General features: G+C 69.2%; 13 protein-coding genes. 11 read left to right on the top strand and 2 right to left on the bottom strand.

Features of this window, described 5'->3' with window-relative positions; all coding sequences use genetic code 11:
• Positions 1-20 precede the first annotated feature (20 nt).
• Positions 21-890, bottom strand: coding sequence for a HEAT repeat domain-containing protein (locus WC969_14300; protein MFA6031024.1), 870 nt, complete (start codon positions 888-890; stop codon positions 21-23).
• A gap of 167 nt (positions 891-1,057) precedes the next feature.
• Between WC969_14300 and WC969_14295 the strand changes: the two genes are divergently transcribed.
• Complete coding sequence (locus tag WC969_14295) at positions 1,058-2,167, top strand: glycosyltransferase (protein ID MFA6031023.1); 1,110 nt, start codon at positions 1,058-1,060, stop codon at positions 2,165-2,167.
• Here the strand turns inward: WC969_14295 and WC969_14290 are convergent.
• The gene (locus WC969_14290) at positions 2,164-3,192 is read right to left on the bottom strand and encodes a glycosyltransferase family 9 protein (GenBank protein ID MFA6031022.1); all 1,029 of its coding nucleotides are present in this window, start codon (positions 3,190-3,192) and stop codon (positions 2,164-2,166) included. The genes WC969_14295 and WC969_14290 overlap by 4 nt on opposite strands.
• 73 nt (positions 3,193-3,265) lie before the next feature.
• Between WC969_14290 and efp the strand changes: the two genes are divergently transcribed.
• The 10 genes from efp to WC969_14240 all read left to right on the top strand — a co-directional run bounded on the left by efp (position 3,266) and on the right by WC969_14240 (position 15,269).
• Positions 3,266-3,829, top strand: a complete 564-nt coding sequence (gene efp, locus WC969_14285; protein ID MFA6031021.1) for an elongation factor P — start codon at positions 3,266-3,268, stop codon at positions 3,827-3,829.
• Positions 3,830-4,028: 199 nt separating this feature from the next.
• Positions 4,029-4,703 carry an HAD-IA family hydrolase gene (locus tag WC969_14280; protein ID MFA6031020.1) on the top strand — a complete coding sequence of 225 codons (675 nt, stop codon included), beginning with the start codon at positions 4,029-4,031 and terminating at the stop codon, positions 4,701-4,703.
• The gene (locus WC969_14275; protein ID MFA6031019.1) at positions 4,700-6,379 is read left to right on the top strand and encodes a S8 family peptidase; all 1,680 of its coding nucleotides are present in this window, start codon (positions 4,700-4,702) and stop codon (positions 6,377-6,379) included. Before WC969_14280 ends, WC969_14275 begins: the two co-directional genes overlap by 4 nt.
• Positions 6,380-6,450: 71 nt before the next feature.
• The gene (locus WC969_14270) at positions 6,451-7,533 is read left to right on the top strand and encodes a serine protease (GenBank protein MFA6031018.1); all 1,083 of its coding nucleotides are present in this window, start codon (positions 6,451-6,453) and stop codon (positions 7,531-7,533) included.
• 446 nt (positions 7,534-7,979) lie between these two features.
• Positions 7,980-8,273, top strand: a complete 294-nt coding sequence (locus WC969_14265) for a DUF192 domain-containing protein (GenBank protein ID MFA6031017.1) — start codon at positions 7,980-7,982, stop codon at positions 8,271-8,273.
• Between the two features lie 15 nt (positions 8,274-8,288).
• Complete coding sequence (locus tag WC969_14260) at positions 8,289-10,094, top strand: ATPase, T2SS/T4P/T4SS family (protein ID MFA6031016.1); 1,806 nt, start codon at positions 8,289-8,291, stop codon at positions 10,092-10,094.
• Positions 10,091-11,191: an HD domain-containing phosphohydrolase gene (locus WC969_14255; GenBank protein ID MFA6031015.1), complete on the top strand. Its 1,101-nt coding sequence runs from the start codon at positions 10,091-10,093 to the stop codon at positions 11,189-11,191. The genes WC969_14260 and WC969_14255 overlap by 4 nt, the downstream gene beginning before the upstream one ends.
• Positions 11,188-12,945: an O-antigen ligase family protein gene (locus WC969_14250; GenBank protein MFA6031014.1), complete on the top strand. Its 1,758-nt coding sequence runs from the start codon at positions 11,188-11,190 to the stop codon at positions 12,943-12,945. The genes WC969_14255 and WC969_14250 overlap by 4 nt, the downstream gene beginning before the upstream one ends.
• Positions 12,946-13,000: 55 nt before the next feature.
• A complete protein-coding gene (locus WC969_14245; protein MFA6031013.1) occupies positions 13,001-13,738 on the top strand; it encodes a hypothetical protein in 738 nt (245 codons plus the stop codon).
• A gap of 19 nt (positions 13,739-13,757) precedes the next feature.
• Positions 13,758-15,269 (top strand): CNNM domain-containing protein, encoded by a 1,512-nt coding sequence (locus tag WC969_14240; GenBank protein ID MFA6031012.1) that lies wholly within the window; start codon positions 13,758-13,760, stop codon positions 15,267-15,269.
• Positions 15,270-15,391 lie beyond the last annotated feature (122 nt).

Genomic DNA, 15,391 nt, shown 5'->3' with positions numbered 1-15,391 from the left:
GGCGCCTCCGTCTTCGGATTTCAGTCCGTCAGCGAGTCGGGGGAGACGAGGCGCTTGAGCGACGCGCTCATCATCGCGCGGGTCGTCTCCTCGCGCTCGCTCGACCAGGCGTCGCGCAGGGTGTCGATGCTGTCGAGGGTCCCGACCTCTCCGAGCTCGCGGGCCGCGGCGTAGCGCACGGCGGGGTCCTCGTCCTTGAGCGCCGTCGCGAGCGCCTCGCGGGCGCGCTGCGAGCGGTATTCCCCGAGGGAGCGCGCCGCCTGCTGGCGCACCTGCCACTCGGAGTCGGAGAGGGCCGCGAGCAGCGCGGGCTCCGCGGCCGGGTTCTTCGCCTGGCCGAGCGCGATCGTGCCGGCGTAGCGCACCCACCAGTTGGGGTCCTTCAGGGTCTTCGTCTCGAGGAGGGCCACCCCGTCGCTGTGGCGCAGTCTCCCCAGCGCGAGCGCGGTCGTGAAGCGGATCTGCTCGTCGACGTCGTCGAGCCCCTGCGCGAGGAAGCTGATGGCGTTCCAGTCTCCGATGCGCCCGAGGGCGAGCGCGGCCGCGCCGCGAACGCCGCGGTCGGCGTCGGTCTGGAGGAAGAGGGCGCCGAGGTACGGGACCGCGCGCAGGTGGTTGGGTCGGGCGAGCTCGCGCACCGCCTGCAGCTGGAGCTCCGGGTCGTCGGAATGCAGGCGCCGGAGGCTCGCCTTGAAGGAGGGGACCTCGCGCACCGCGTCGCGCAGGTCCGCCTCGGCCGCGCGGCGCGGCAGGAGGTCCTGCTCGGGGCCGAGGAGCGCGGCCATGCGGGGAAAAACATCGACGCCCGCCGCGCGCAGGGGGAGCGCGAGGGCCGGTGCGACGGCGACGATGACGGTGAAGACGAGTGAACGCCGAGCGTTCGTTGGCATCTGATCCTCTCGATGCCTGCTCGGCGTTCCAGGCGGTACTCCCCCGACAGAGGGGAGGGACCTGATTATAGCAGGGGAATCCCGTTTTTGCCAGAGGGCCGCGCCCCCTCTCCCCCGACCCCTCCCCGGCGTGGCGGGGGAGGGAGTTTTGGTATGCTCTTCATCCGATGAAGGTCCTCTTCTTCAGCGAGACGCAGGGCTGGTCGGGCGGAGCGGCGCAGCTGCTCGCGCTGGCGCTCGGCCTGCGCCGCCGCGGCGTGGAGGTCTCGCTCGCCAGCCCCTCCGACGGGGAGGCGGCTCGCCGGGCCCAGGACGCCGGCCTGCGCCACTATCCCCTGCGTCCGCGCCAGGACTACGACCTCCCCTCGGCCTGGCGCCTGCGCGCGCTCCTGCGCGAGGGGGGCTGCGACGTGCTCCACGCCCATCACCCGCGCGCCCACGCGGTCGGGCTCATCGCGATGCACCTGATGTCCCCGCGCCCGGTCTTCGTCGTCTCGCGCCGCGTCTCCTTCGGCATCGGCCGCAACCCCTTCAGCGCGCTCAAGTACCGGAGCCCGCGCATCGACGGCTACGCCGCCGTCGCCGAGAACGTGCGCCTGAAGCTCCTGGAGGCGGGGGTCCCGCCCGAGCGCGTGCGCACGATCCCCAGCGGGGTGGACACCGAGGAGTTCCGGCCCGCCCCGCGCGACGCCGCGCTCGCGCGCGAGCTCGGGCTCCCCGACGGGGTCCCCGTCGTCGGGAAGATCGCCAACTACTCCCCCTGGAAGGGGCAGAGCGTCTTCTTCGCGGCGGCCGCGCGCCTGCTGGGCCAGGGGCGCAAGGCGGTCTTCCTCGTCGCCGGGCGCGATACCGACGGGCCGGACTGCCGCGGCGCCGCGCGCGCGGCCGGCCTCGAGCCGGGGGCGGTCCGCTTCCTCGGCTTCCGCAGGGACGTCCCGCGGCTCCTGACCCTCCTCGACGTGAGCGTCAACGCGGCGATGTCCGGGGAGGGGATCTCGGGCGCTCTGCGCGAGTCCCTCGCGATGGGCGTGCCCGTGGTCGCGAGCGCCGCCGGCGGCAACGCCGAGCTCGTGCGGGAGGGGGACACGGGCCGGCTCTTCGCGGCGGGCTCCGACGAGGAGCTCGCGAGCGTCCTCGCCATGTCGCTCGACGACCCTCATGCCGCCGGGCGCCTGGCCTCCGCGGGGCGCAAGCTCGTGCTGGAATCCTTCAGCGTGGAAGCGATGGTGGAGCGGACGCTCGCCTACTACCGCGACCTTCTTTCGCGCCGCGCTTAACGCGCGCGGCGCGCCTCTGCGTAAGACAACGCTTCTTCGAGGAGCGGCCAGGCCGCGTCCGTCGTCACGTCCCGGCACGAGGTCCAGCTGGAGGAGACCGCGCTGAAGTGGCGCGTCAGGTCCGGGAGGCCCTCCTGGACCGCGGCGGGGTACATCCACACCGTGCGCGTGTACGCGCTGAGGACGCTGAAGGTGGGCGTCCCCACGGCCGCGGCCAGGTGCGCGGTCCCGGTGGCGTTGGTGACGAGAAGATCGAGGCGGCGCAGGAAGGCCGCGGTGGTGCCGACGGGGAAGGGACCCGCGGTCGGGACGCCGCCGCCGACGGCCGCGGCGATGGCCTGCACGGGTTCCTGCTCCCCGGGGCCGGCGAGGAAGACGGGACGCAGGCCGCGCGCGAGCAGACGCCTCCCGAGCTCCACGAAGCGCTCCTCGGGCCAGCGGTTGTCGGTCTTGCGGAAGTTCCCGGCGAACACCCCGACGCGGAGCCCCTCTCCCATGGAGAGGGCGCGCAGCACCGGCTCGACCGAGGCCTCCTCCTGCGCGCCCAGGCGCACGCGCAGGCGCGGCTCGTAGGGCGCGTCGAGGGCCGCGGCGAGGCGGGCGTAGCGCGCGAGCATGTGCTCGCGCTCGTCGGGAGCGGCGACCAGCTCATCGAAGAGTCCGTCGCCGCGCCCGCGCGCGAAGGCGACGCGGCGGCGGGCGCGGGAGAGCGCGGCGAGCGCCCAGGCGCTGCGCGAGGGAGCGCTGTTGAGGTCCACGAGGAGGTCGGCCCGCTCGGAGAGGAGCGCCCCGGCCAGAAGGAGGTCGTCGAGGGGATGCGAGAGACGGCGCAGGACGCGTACCGCGTCCACGTCTCCCACGAGCGCGGCGCCGCTTTTCCCGCGCTCGCCGGTGACGAGCTCGATGCGGGCGGCGGGGAAGCGCGCGCGCAGGGCGGCGAAGAGGGGGGTGGCGACGAGGACGTCTCCGAGGCGTCCGAGCCATAGGAGTCGGATGAGGCGCACGTCGGCGGGAGAGAGTGGCATCGGGTCCGGCGCTTATCCTATCATATCGTCCCGCCGGCACCGCCGGGCGGAACCACCCATTGAGGAGCGCATCATGATCACCCCTGCCGGCTTCAAAGAAGGCCTCATCTACCTGGACGGCGGCCAGTACCTCGAGATCATCCACTATCAGCATCACCGCAAGTCGCAGGCGAAGGCCGTCGTGCGCGTGAAGTGCCGCGACGTGAACAGCGGCTCCGTGCTCGAGAAGTCCTACTCCTCCGACGAGAAGTTCCAGGAGGTCGACGTCCGCAAGCGCGATTTCCAGTACCTCTACTCCGAGGGCGAGACGCTCCACTTCATGGACGTCGAGAGCTTCGAGCAGGAGCAGCTCCCCAAGGCCAAGCTCGGCGACCAGGCCCGCTTCCTCGTCGAGAACATGGACGTCATCGGCGTCTATTTCGACGGCGCCTTCCGCACGGTGGACCTGCCGGCCAACGTCGTCACCAAGATCACCAGCTGCGAGCCCGGCTTCAAGGGCGATTCCGTCTCCAACCTCCAGAAGAAGGCGACGACGGCCGAAGGGGTCGAGGTGAAGGTCCCGCTCTTCATCAAAGAGGGCGACAACATCCGCATCGACACGCGGACGGGCGAGTATATGGAGCGGGTGCAGGAGTAGGGGCGGGAAGATGGCGCTCCCCGCCCTCTAGGAGTGAGGGACGCACTGAAGTGAAGACGAGTGGGGGCGAGTGTCCTCCCCCACCCAGCCCTCGCCGGCACCCCGGCTCTGATAGTGCCGGGACCGGACGCGGTGAGGAAGGCCGGTAGTCCGGTCTCCCGAAGGGTCGGGAGTTGAGGAAACTGAATTGATCAAGGCCGTGCTGTTCGATATTGATAACACTCTTACCGACTTCATGCGCATGAAGCGGGCGGCGGTGGACGCGGCCGTCGAGGCCATGATCGACGCGGGGCTCAAGGTCGAGAAGCAGGCCATGCTCGACAAGATCTTCGACGTCTACTGGAAAGAGGGCGTCGAGGACCAGAAGATCTTCGACAAGGTCCTCCTCAAGGAGTTCGGCCGCATCGACTACAAGATCCTGGCCTCCGGGATCGCCGGCTACCGCCGGGCCAAGGTCGGGACCCTCACGCTCTACCCGCACGTCAAGTCCACGATGGTCGCGCTCATCCGACGCGGCGTGCGCATCGCCGCCATCTCGGATGCGCCCAAGCTCGAGGTCTGGCTGCGCATCGTCGACCTCGGCCTCCAAGACTACTTCGAGCACGTCATCACCTCCGAGGACTTCGGCGTGCGCAAGCCGGACCCGATCCCTTTTCGCAAGGCGTTGGAGCTCGTGAAGGCGAAGCCGGCCGAGGCGCTCATGGTCGGCGACTGGGCCGAGCGCGACATCCTCGGCGCCAAGCGCCTGGGCATCCGCACGGCCTGGGCGAAGTACGGCGACAGCCACGGCACCGAGGATTCGGGCGCCGACTACGTGCTCAAGGACATCTCCCAGCTCCTCGACATCGTCGGCGGAGCGGAGGCGAAACGATGAACCCGATGAGAAATCCTGTTTTTCGCGGGGCGGTACTCGGCGGATTCCTCATCGCCCTGTCGGTGCCCGCCATGGCGCTGAAGATCGAGAAGATAGGCGGTGCGCAGGCGCGCACCTTGGGTGGAGGATCGAAGGGGGTTGAAGTCGTCTCGGGAGAGTTGTTCGTCCAGTTTTCAAGCACCTACTCTGCACTGCAGCGGACGGCCTCGCTAGCGGCCAAGGGGGCCGCAGTGATTCGCGAGATGCCCAGTGTAGGTTGGACCGCCGTTAGAATCCCCGCAGGGTGGAGTGTCGCACGCGCATTGGAAGAGTTCAAGACTCTCCCAGGGATTATTAGTGTCGCACCAAACATGTTTTATCGAGCGCTGAGAGTGCCCAATGACTCTGTCTTCTGGGCACAGTTCCACCTCGATCGAATCAATGCTCCAGCGGCATGGGATGACGAGATCGGTTCTACGAATAAGGCCACCATTGCGGTCTTGGACGCAGGGATAGAGGGGGGAAACACCGATCTTTCATCCAAGCTCATCGGGACTGGGTTCTATTGTGATCCGGGCGCAGACAAATCGATAGCTGGAGACGATGTCGCATGTGTCGCCGAGCCGAGTGGCGCGCCTGTGGCCGCATGCAATCATGCCACACGTGTCTCGGGGGTCGCCGCCGCCTCGACGAACAATAATCTAGGTGTCGCGGGAGTGGGCTGGAACACGCAGCTTGTCTCTATGAGGCTTTTCCGTACACAGGACTGCACTGTCGATTGCTCGGATGCATCCTCCGGCGGATGCGGCACAGACGATTGGGCGATGGTCAACGCCATCGATTACATACGGACGAATCTCCATAACACTGCGAGCTACGGGAAAGTTGTCATCAATATGAGCTTGGGGGGTGTCGCCGCATGCAGCGGAGTCTTGCAGACGGCAGTAACCAATGCGAATACGGCGGGCATCGTCCTCATCGCTGCGGCAGGCAACGATGGCAGCAATGTACAGTCTCCCGGAAACTGCAACAACCTCATGCCCGTCGCGTCTACGGATAGGAATGGGACGGTGTCGAGCTTCTCCTCTCATGGAGTGGAGTTGACGAACAATGGGGTCGCGGCCAATGGGGAGGGGATAATTACGACGGATGTCGGGAACAAGGTTACGAACGGAGCGACAGGGACTTCCTTTTCTGCTCCAATCGTTGCGGGAGTGGCCGCCCTCATGTTGTCGGCAAACAACGGCCTGACGCCTTTGCAGGTCCGAACGCATATTCGAAGTGGAGCGACTGATTCTGGGACGGCGGGCAACGACCAATATTACGGCGCGGGTTTCGTGAACGCCTGCAAGGCTGTAAAACTCGCGTTGGGACAAGCTACGACCTCTTGTGCATCCAGCTCCGGGGTTGCCGGGTTTGCCGCGGCGGACGATGTTATCTCCTTTCCGAACCCCTTCCGCCCTGGGGAGACGACGATGGCTTCGATCAAGATCCCGACCGAATTGCAAGGTTCTGGCACCACGGTGAAGATTTATACGATCGACGGACAATTCGTGAGAGAACTGACGCCATATTTGACTGTTGGGTTGTGGGATGGGAAGAACGATAGTGGTAATTGGGTCGCATCCGGCACGTACATCGTTCGCGTAGGGAACGCAAACAAGAGTAAACGCGGCCGACTAGCCGTCCTTCGCTGACCCATCGGGCCCGGCCCGGCCTGGGCCCGATGACCCCCGCGCGGTGGTCGTTTCTCGTCTACACTCAACACGTGCTCAGGATCCTCGCGCTCGCCCTCCTCGCGGCCGTCCCTGCGTCGGCGGGCTTCCAGAAGGCCAGCATCTATCTGCCCGAGAATCTCCCGGCGAAGCCGACCGGCTTCGAGCGCGCCTACGGGGCGACGATCGGCCTCAGCATCCCCAACGACGGCCGCATCTGCACCGGGACCCCGGTCTCCAGCGACGGCTACCTCCTGACGAACCTGCACTGCGTCCTGCACTGCCTCGAGGACAAGGGCTGGTTCAAGGACGGGCGGGCGACGCTCGAGCAGGGGGAGAATTACAAGATCGTCCGCATCGCCGCTACAGCCCGAAAGCCGAAGGACACGGTCTGCGAGAATCTGGTCTGGGACGAGGGGGACGTCTACGCGGCCAACGGCCGCGTGGTCCTCCTCGGGAGCGCGAAGGCCAACTTCAGCGAGGAGAAGGTCGGGGAGCTCCCCGAGACCGTCGTCGAGGCCGTCTACGCGAACATGCACGACTTCGCTCTGCTCAAGTACGAGCTTCCGGCGCCGGCGGCGTGCATCCCGGCCGCGCCGGCCTCTCCCTCGGCGGGCGCCGAAGTGTGGGGCATCGGCTACCCCAGCTTCACGATGCGCTACGACGGCTTCGATTCCTCCGGCTACAAGAAGCACATCGCCTACGGGCGGGTCCGCGGCGCCATCCGCGAGGATCCCTATCTGCAGGGGCTCGTCGCCGGAGACATCCCCTGGAGGCGGCTCGACCGGGTCTACTCCCAGCCCGACCTGCTCATGTCCGACCTCGACACGATGGGCGGCAACAGCGGCGGGCCGCTGCTCGACTCCTCGGGCCGACTCGTCGGCCTCACCTGGGGCATCGTGGCGAGCTCCTCGGAGAAGCACCTGAAGGCGACCGCGCTCGGCCTGCGCGTCGAGGCCCTCCGGCGGGACATCGGCGCGGCGCTCGGCGAGGCGCGCGTGAAGCAGGTCTTCGCCTGTCCGCAGGAAGCCGCTGCGGCGGCCCCGGCGCGCGCGGCGTTCTCCGTCCCTTCCGTCTTGAACGGTGCGGGGCCGCTCCCGCACCGCATCGACTTCGACGGTGGGCGCCGGCCCTGACGCGCTAGGAGTCCGTCCGAGTAATATCGCCCGTGCCGGAGGCCCGAGATTGAGGAAAGCGCAAGGCGCGACAAGCGAGGATAGCTTGAGCTATCTGAGCGCGAAGCAACGCGGCGATTTCCCGATATCGGGCCTCCCGCCTTCCCCGATAGCTACGACGGAGAGGCGGGTCGCGCGCTATTGGGCTGCCCCTTCGTTGCTCGGAGCTTACAGGCCTTCAGGCCTGCTCGCTCCGATGCGCCTCGGCTCGCTCCAACAGCGCGCGACCGGCATGGACGCTATTACTCGGACGGACTCCTAGGCGCCGCGCTCAAACTCCTTCCTTCTCCCCGTCAGCTTTGATTTAATCCATGCGGGTCCCCGACGTTGACGGGGGCCCGCATGGAATGTCGGGGACCTATTTAGTAGCTTATAACCGCACGCGGGCGCGCGAACTGGCGCCCCGGGTGGAGCTTGCCGACGGCCTGCGCAGCCGTCTCGTCGGCCTGCTCGGGCGGAGCGCGCTGGGACGCGGGGAAGGACTCTGGCTCGTCCCCTGTTCCCAGGTCCACATGTTCTTCATGCGCTTCCCCATCGACGTCGTCTTTCTCGACGCGAAGGGACGGGTGCTGCAGGTCGTGCGGGAGCTGAGGCCCTGGCGGGTCTCTCCCTGGGTGCGCGGCGCGCACAGCGCGCTCGAGCTCCCCGCCGGCGGCGCCGCCGGGGTCGTGGACGCCGGAGACGTTCTGGAGATGCGGTGAGAGAACGGAGGACCGATGGCCGTTAAGGGACTCGTCCGACGCAAGACCGTGCAGGAGGTCCTGCGCGAGCGCAAGCTCCTCCCCGAGGAGCAGATCAAGACCGCGGAAGCGCACGCGGCGAAGAGCAACGTCACCTTCCAGCAGGCCCTCATCGAGCTCAAGCTCATGGAGAAGACGCGCCTGCTCAAGGCGCTCTCCGAGGAGTGGCAGGTCAAGGCCGTCGACCTGACCCAGATGGACATCGAGAAGGAGACCGCCTCCATCATCCCCGAGGCCGTCGCCCGACGCCACCTCGCCATCCCCTTCGCGAAAGAGGAGTCGGTCCTCTTCATCGCGATGGCCGACCCCAAGGACTTCTTCGTCGTCGAGGACATCCACCTGCGCACCGGGCTCGAGATCCAGGCCTACCTCGCGATGCCCTGGGACATCCTCGGGGCCCTCGACGGCGTCTACGGGCGCGGGGACGGCCAGGTGCTCGGCAAGCTCATCGCCGACGTCACGAAGAAGGACAAGGAAGCCCCTCCGGACGGCTCCGGCATCGAGGTGCAGAAGGACGCCCCCAAGGCCGACATCTCCGAGGTCGACGCGAGCGCCCCCGAGGTCGAGAAGTGGATGAACGCCATCCTGCTCGGCTGCATCACGACCAAGGCCTCGGACATCCACATCGAGCCCTTCGAGGACCCCACCGGCAAGAACTCGAAGGTCCTCCTGCGCTACCGCGTCGACGGCATGCTGCGCGCCGGGCCCTTCGAGATCCCCTGGGCCTACCGCAACGCCATCGCGGCCAAGCTCAAGATCATGACGAACTCGATGAACATCACCGAGCGCCGCATCCCGCAGTCGGGCCGCATCCAGATCCTCGCGGGGGGCAGCCCGGTCGAGTTCCGCGTCGAGGTCATCCCCACGGTCTACGGCGAGTCGGCGGTCATGCGTATCCTCGACCGCCGCTCCGTGCAGGTGGACATCAACAAGATGGGCTTCCTGCCCGACACCCTGCAGACCTTCCTGGGCATGCTCCACGGCATCGGCGGCAAGAAGAACTTCGGCCTCATCCTCGTCTGCGGTCCGACGGGCTCGGGCAAGTCCACGACGCTCTACGGCGCGCTCAACTACATCAACCGCCCGGACATCAAGATCCTCACCGCCGAGAACCCCGTCGAGTACAACCTCGACGGCATCGTCCAGGTGCCGGTGAACCCGGACCTCAAGCTCGGCGAGAACAAGAAGTTCGACTTCGCGGCCGCGCTGCGCTCGTTTTTGCGCCTCGACCCCGACGTCATCATGGTCGGCGAGATCCGCGACGAGGAGACGGCCCACATCGCGATGGAAGCCGCGATGACCGGCCACCTCGTCTTCTCGACCATCCACACCAACGACGCTCCGTCCTCGATCAGCCGCCTCACCGACATGGGCCTGCCCGGCTACATGGTCGCGGCGACCATGAAGGCGGTGCTCGCCCAACGCCTGGGCCGGCGCATCTGCCCCGACTGCAAGGGGGAGGTGGACATCCGGCCCGAGGAGCTCGCCGTCTTCAAGGAACACGGGGTGGAGCCCCCGGCCAACGGCAAGCTGTTCAAGGGCGCCGGCTGCGACTCCTGCAAGGGCACCGGCTTCAAAGGCCGCTGCGGCTTCCACGAGCTCATGGTCATGACCGAGGCGGTCCGGAAGATGTGCCTCACGGACGTCTCCGCCACCTCCCTCGCGGCGCTCGTCAAGAAAGAGGGCATGCGCAACATCATGATGGACGGCCTCGAGAAGGTGAAGATGGGGATGACGACGGTGCGCGAGGTGCTCGGCGGCACCGAGGAGGAGAAGAAATGAGCGAGCAAGAGACCGCCGAAGCCCCGCCGGTCGGCGACGCCTCCACGGCCCTCGAGCTCTTCTCCATCGCGGGCTCGCTGGGCTCCACGCTGGACCTCGACTACCTCCTCGAGAAGATCGGCCTGGCCGCGGAGCGCCTGCTCGATTCCGAGGCGAGCTCCATCATGCTCGTCACCGACGACAAGAAGAGCCTCTACTTCAAGGTCGCCGGCGGCGAGGTGGGCTCGAAGCTCAAGAAGATGACGCTGCCCATCGGACAGGGCATCGCGGGCTGGGTCGCCCAGCACCGCCAGCCCGAGGTCGTCGTGGACACGAGCAAGGACCCGCGCTTCGCGGGCCGCTTCGACAAGGCCTCCGGCTTCGTCACCCGCTCGCTCCTCGCGGTCCCCATGGTCTTCCGCGGGGAGCTCGTGGGCGTCGCCGAGGTGCTCAACAAGCGCCGCGGGCTCTACACCCCCGAGGACACCACGCTGCTCTCGAGCCTCGCGAACCTGGCGGCGGTCGCCATCAGCAACGCGCGCATCGTGCAGGACCAGAAGAACTTCTTCTCCCACGTGCTCGAGCTCCTCGTGGCCTCCATCGAGTCCGCCCGGCCGCGCCTGCTGGGTCACCCGCACCGCTCGGCGCGGCTCGCCTGCGCGATCGCGCGGGCCCTGGGCTTCGAGGAGTACGACTACCGGATGGTCTACTACGCGGGCCTCCTCCACGACATCGGCTACGTGGCTTTCCGCAACCCGCGTCTCCTCGCCGACATCGGGGTGTCGAGCCCCGCCGACGAGCAGCATCCGCTCTTCTCGGAGAAGATGCTCGAGGGCATCCGCATGCTCGAGGGGGCGATCCCCATCGTACGCCACCACCACGAGGCCTTCGACGGCACCGGCTATCCCGGCAAGCTCGCGGGGACGGCCATCCCGCGCGGGGCCCGGGTGCTGGCCCTCGTCGAGTCGGTCGAGGAGCTGCGCATGGCGGGGCTCGACGGCGCCGAGCTCGTCGAGCACGCGAAGAAGGAGATCTCCTCCGGCCGCGGCTCGCGCTTCGATCCCGAGGTCGTGGACGCGGCGCTCGAACTCCTGGGCAGCGAGGACGGCACCTGGTGACGGGATCGGCGCATCCGGGCCGCGATCGGCGCCCGGATCCGCCGGCCTTGCTTCCGCGCTCGGCGCCCGTCCTCTGCGCGCTCGTGCCGCTCTGTTGTTCTCCGCTCTTCCGCGACGGCTACGCCGTCCCCCAGGCCGCCGCCGCCGCCGTCGCGTCGCTGGCCTGCTTCTTCCTCCTTCGCCGTCCGGACGCGGGCAGCCCGCGCTCGCGGCTCGACGCTCCCGCCCTGGCGCTCCTCGCGGCCGCGGGGCTCTCCGCGGCCTTCTCCCTCGACCGGCCCCTGAGTCTGTTCGGCGGCTATCCGGACCCGGTCTTCTCCCTGGCGGGACTGTCCCTCGGCGTCGTCGCGCTCGCGCTCGGCGGCGGCATCGCCGCGGGGGGGCTCGCCCCCGCTCTGCGCCGCGGCTTCGTGTGGGTCTCCGTCCCCGTCTCGCTCTACGCGCTCCTCCAGCGCGCCGGCCTCGAGCTCTGGATGCCCCTCGACGGCCTCCCCACGGGAGGTCGGCCGGTCTCGACGTTGGGAAGCCCGCTCTTCCTCGGCGCCTATCTCGCGATGGTCCTGCCCCTCGCCCTCGAGACGGCGAGGGAGGAGGGGAGCCGTCGCGTCGCGGCCCGAGCGGCGCTCGTGCCGCTCCTCGCCGCGCTCGCCGCGACGCTCGCGCGTTCCGCCTGGCTCGGCGCCGCCGCCGGGGCCCTGCTCTGGGGAGCGCTGCGCGGGGAGGGGGGAGTCCGGAGGCGCCCGCTCGCGCTCGCGGCGCTCGCGCTCCTCCTCGCGGGAGGGGCTGCGGTCTCCGTCCTCCGTCCGGGCGTGCGCGCCGAGGACCGCTGGCGGACGGAGGCCTGGAGCATCGCCGGACGCGCCTTCATGGAGAGTCCCGTCCTGGGGACGGGGCCGGACGCGTTCGGCATCCCGTACCGGGCCCTCCGGGGCGGGAGCGGGGCGCTCAGCGCCAGCGTCGGGCAGACCCAGGCCCACGACGACCTTCTGCAGATCCTGGCGACGATGGGACTGCTCGGCTTCCTCGCCTACCTCTGGCTCCAGCTCCGGCTGGGCGCACGACTCCTCGACGCCGCCGGGGACGGGGAGGCGGCGGCGGCCGGCGCGGCCGCGCTCGCCGTCTGGACCGCCGCGAAGTTCACCGCCGCTTCGTTCTCGACCGTCTGGCCGGCCGCCCTCTTCGCCGGAGTCTGCGCGGGCGCTCCCGGGGAGGAGGGTCCCTTCCGCCGCAGGATGACGGCGGGGCTGCTCACGGCGGCGCTCCTCTTCGGAGGCTTCGCCGCGCTGCGTGCCGCTTCGGCCGACCGGCAGGCGCGGCGGGGCCGTCTCGCCCGGCGCGCCGGACTCCCGCGCGAGGCCGCGGTCCGCTTCGAGCGGGCGATCGCGCGGCGGCCGGAGGCGACCGTCTACCGCTTCGAGCTCGTGAACCTCCTGCGCGACGCGGCGGACGCCGTCCCCGCCCACGCGCGCGTCGAGCTCGCGGGGCGCGCCCGCGAGACGGCGGAGGAGGGCGCGCGCCTGCGACCGCTCGATGCCGACGCGCAGCGCCTGCTCGGAGAGGCGGAGCTCTTCTGCGCGCGCTCCGGCGACGTCCCGGCTTTCGCGCGCGCGCGGCTCGCTTTCGAGCGAGCCGTCGAACTCGACCCGCTCTATCCGGGCTCTCATCTGGGGCTCGCGGCCGCGGCCCGGGCGCTCGGAGACCGCGCGGGAGAGGCCCGGGAGCTCGCGGTCTCGGCGGCGATCGGAGCGCGGTAGGGGCGCGAGCGGACGGGATTTGATAGACTCCGTTGTGGAGAGTGGGGATAAACCTGTGGATAAGATCAGACCTTTCGCCCTCGCCGTCCTTCTCGCCCTGACGGCGACCGCGGCGCACGCCCGCGACCAGTTCGGCGGCTTCAAGGAGTACATCGACCGCGGCTCGCTGCGCCCGTTCACGCGCGACCTCGGCGGCATCCTGGGCTCGGCGAGCTTCCACAGCGGGCGCTCGCTCGGCATCTCGGGCTTCGACGTCGGCGTCCACGGCGGCATGCAGTTCAAGCCGGAGGCCGACGACAAGGTCCTGCGCGGCGCGGGACAGCATCTCTTCGGACTGCCCTGGGCCCAGGGCGAGATCGGGATGCCTTTCGGCATCGACGGCTTCATCCGCGGGGTGAGCTATCAGGGCCTCACCATCGCCGGCGGCGGCCTGCGCTGGGGCATCACGAAGGGCAACGACAAGCCCTGGGACCCGAACCTGCTCATCTCCGCCCTCGCCCATTCCGTCACGCACACGGACTTCTCCGCGAGCCACGCGAGCGCGAACCTGGTCGCCTCCGTGAACGCGCCCTACGCCACCCCGTACATCGGGGTCGGCTTCGACCGCACCCGCGTGGTGGTGCGCTCCTCCGCCCTCGACCCGAGCCTCGCCGGCGAGGCGGTCGTCACCTTCGAGGGCCGCGTCACCGCGGGCGTCACCGTGCGGCCCTGGAAGTTCATCTACGCGCAGGCGGCGTACACGAACGCACACGGGCAGCACGGCGCGGACGTGGGGCTGGGTCTGCGGTTCTGATGCGGCCGCGCGGCTCCTGATGGCCTGGCTGGAACTCGGCGTCACAGGCGTCCTCCTCCTCCTCAACGCGTTCTTCGTCCTCGCCGAGTTCGCCTTCATCAAGATCCGGCCCAGCCGCGTGCAGGAGCTCTCCCGCAAAGGGGGGCTCACCGGCACCCTCGTCGAACACATCTTCGCGCACATCGACGCCTACCTGGCGACGATCCAGCTCGGCATCACGATGGCCAGCCTCGGCATCGGCTGGGTCGGCGAACCGGCGGTGGCGCGGCTCCTCGAGCCCCTGTTCCGCGGGCTCCCCTCGGCCTGGCTTCGCGCGGCCAGCGTCTCCATCTCCTTCGGGGCCGCCTTCTTCGTGATCACGCTCCTGCACGTCGTGCTGGGGGAGAACGTCCCGAAGCTCGTCGCCATCCGCCGTCCGGCGCAGTGGGCGCAATGGACCGCGGCGCCGCTCCACTTCTGCCACAAGCTCTTCTACGTCCCGATGGCGCTGCTCAACGCCATGGCCGGGCTCGTCCTGCGGCTGACGGGGCAGCGGAGCGCGGATCCTTCCGAGACCGCCCACTCCGACGAGGAGCTCAAGATCATGCTCGCGCAGTCCCAGGAGAGCGGCTCGATGCCCCTCTCCCGCCTCCTGCTCTTCGAGAACCTCTTCGACTTCGGGTACACGCGCGTCTGCGACGTCATGCGCAAGGCGCCGCACATCGCGTTCCTCTCGCTCTCCCGCACCTGGGAGGAGAACCTCCAGGTCATCCGGGATAAGAAGTTCTCGCGCTACCCGCTCTGCGGCGCGGGCCTCGAGGACGTCCGCGGGATCGTGCACCTCAAGGAAGTCTGGTTCACCGAGGGCGGCGCGGCGCCGGACCTCGCGCGCCTCGCCCGCCCGGCTTTCTTCCTCGCGGAGAGCGCTCCGCTGGAGCGCGCGCTCATCGAGTTCCGCCAGAAGCGCGGCCATCTCGGCCTCGTGCGCGGCAAGGACGGGAAGGTCTCCGGTCTCCTCACCCTCGAGGACGTCGTCGAGGAGCTCGTCGGGGAGATCCGCGACGAGTTCGAGCCGCCGCAGGCGTCGGTGGTCCTCTCCGACGTCGCGGCGCCGCAGGCGATCGACGCGGACCTGCCCGCGGCCGGCAAGGAGGAGATCCTCCGGCGGATGATGGGGGCGCTCTCCGCGGCCCGTCCCGACATCCCCGCCGCCGAGGCCTGGGAGATCGTCTGGCGCCGCGAGCAGACCTTCAACTCCGCGCTCGGCGGGGGCGTCGCGGTGTTCCACGGCCGCCTCCCCAGGCTCGAACGACCGGCGCTGGCGATCGGCCGCTCGACCCACGGCCTCGATTTCGGAGCTCCCGACCACAAGCCGGTGCGTCTCGTCTTCCTCCTGCTGACCTCCCTCAAGGAACCCGGCGTGCACCTGCGCCTGCTCTCCCGCATCGCCGCGCTCGCCTCCGACGAGACCTTCCGCCGCAACCTCACCCGGGCGAAGAGCTCGGGCGAGATCCTCGACGTCCTTCAAGCCTTCGGACACAGTCGCGCCTAGGAGTCCGTCCGAGTAATAGCGTGCGTTTTGGCCGGGCGATTTCGAGCCGAGGCAAGGCGCGAGGAGCGAGGATAGCTTGAGCTATCTGAGCGACGAGCAACGCAGCCGCAGGCCGAAAGCGC

The sequence above is a fragment of the Elusimicrobiota bacterium genome, assembly GCA_041660925.1.
Lineage (GTDB): Bacteria > Elusimicrobiota > Elusimicrobia > UBA1565 > UBA1565 > JBAZUV01.
The sequence above is the reverse complement of the archived record's forward strand: the minus strand, read 5'-3'. Positions and strand labels throughout refer to the sequence as shown.

Coding starts and splice junctions, on each gene's coding strand:
- WC969_14290 (MFA6031022.1), bottom strand. CDS start 3,192: ATGCCACTCTCTCCCGCCGACGTGCGCCTCATCCGACTCCTATGGCTC.
- WC969_14260 (MFA6031016.1), top strand. CDS start 8,289: ATGGCCGTTAAGGGACTCGTCCGACGCAAGACCGTGCAGGAGGTCCTG.
- WC969_14275 (MFA6031019.1), top strand. CDS start 4,700: ATGAACCCGATGAGAAATCCTGTTTTTCGCGGGGCGGTACTCGGCGGA.
- efp (MFA6031021.1), top strand. CDS start 3,266: ATGATCACCCCTGCCGGCTTCAAAGAAGGCCTCATCTACCTGGACGGC.
- WC969_14255 (MFA6031015.1), top strand. CDS start 10,091: ATGAGCGAGCAAGAGACCGCCGAAGCCCCGCCGGTCGGCGACGCCTCC.
- WC969_14240 (MFA6031012.1), top strand. CDS start 13,758: ATGGCCTGGCTGGAACTCGGCGTCACAGGCGTCCTCCTCCTCCTCAAC.
- WC969_14295 (MFA6031023.1), top strand. CDS start 1,058: ATGAAGGTCCTCTTCTTCAGCGAGACGCAGGGCTGGTCGGGCGGAGCG.
- WC969_14300 (MFA6031024.1), bottom strand. CDS start 890: ATGCCAACGAACGCTCGGCGTTCACTCGTCTTCACCGTCATCGTCGCC.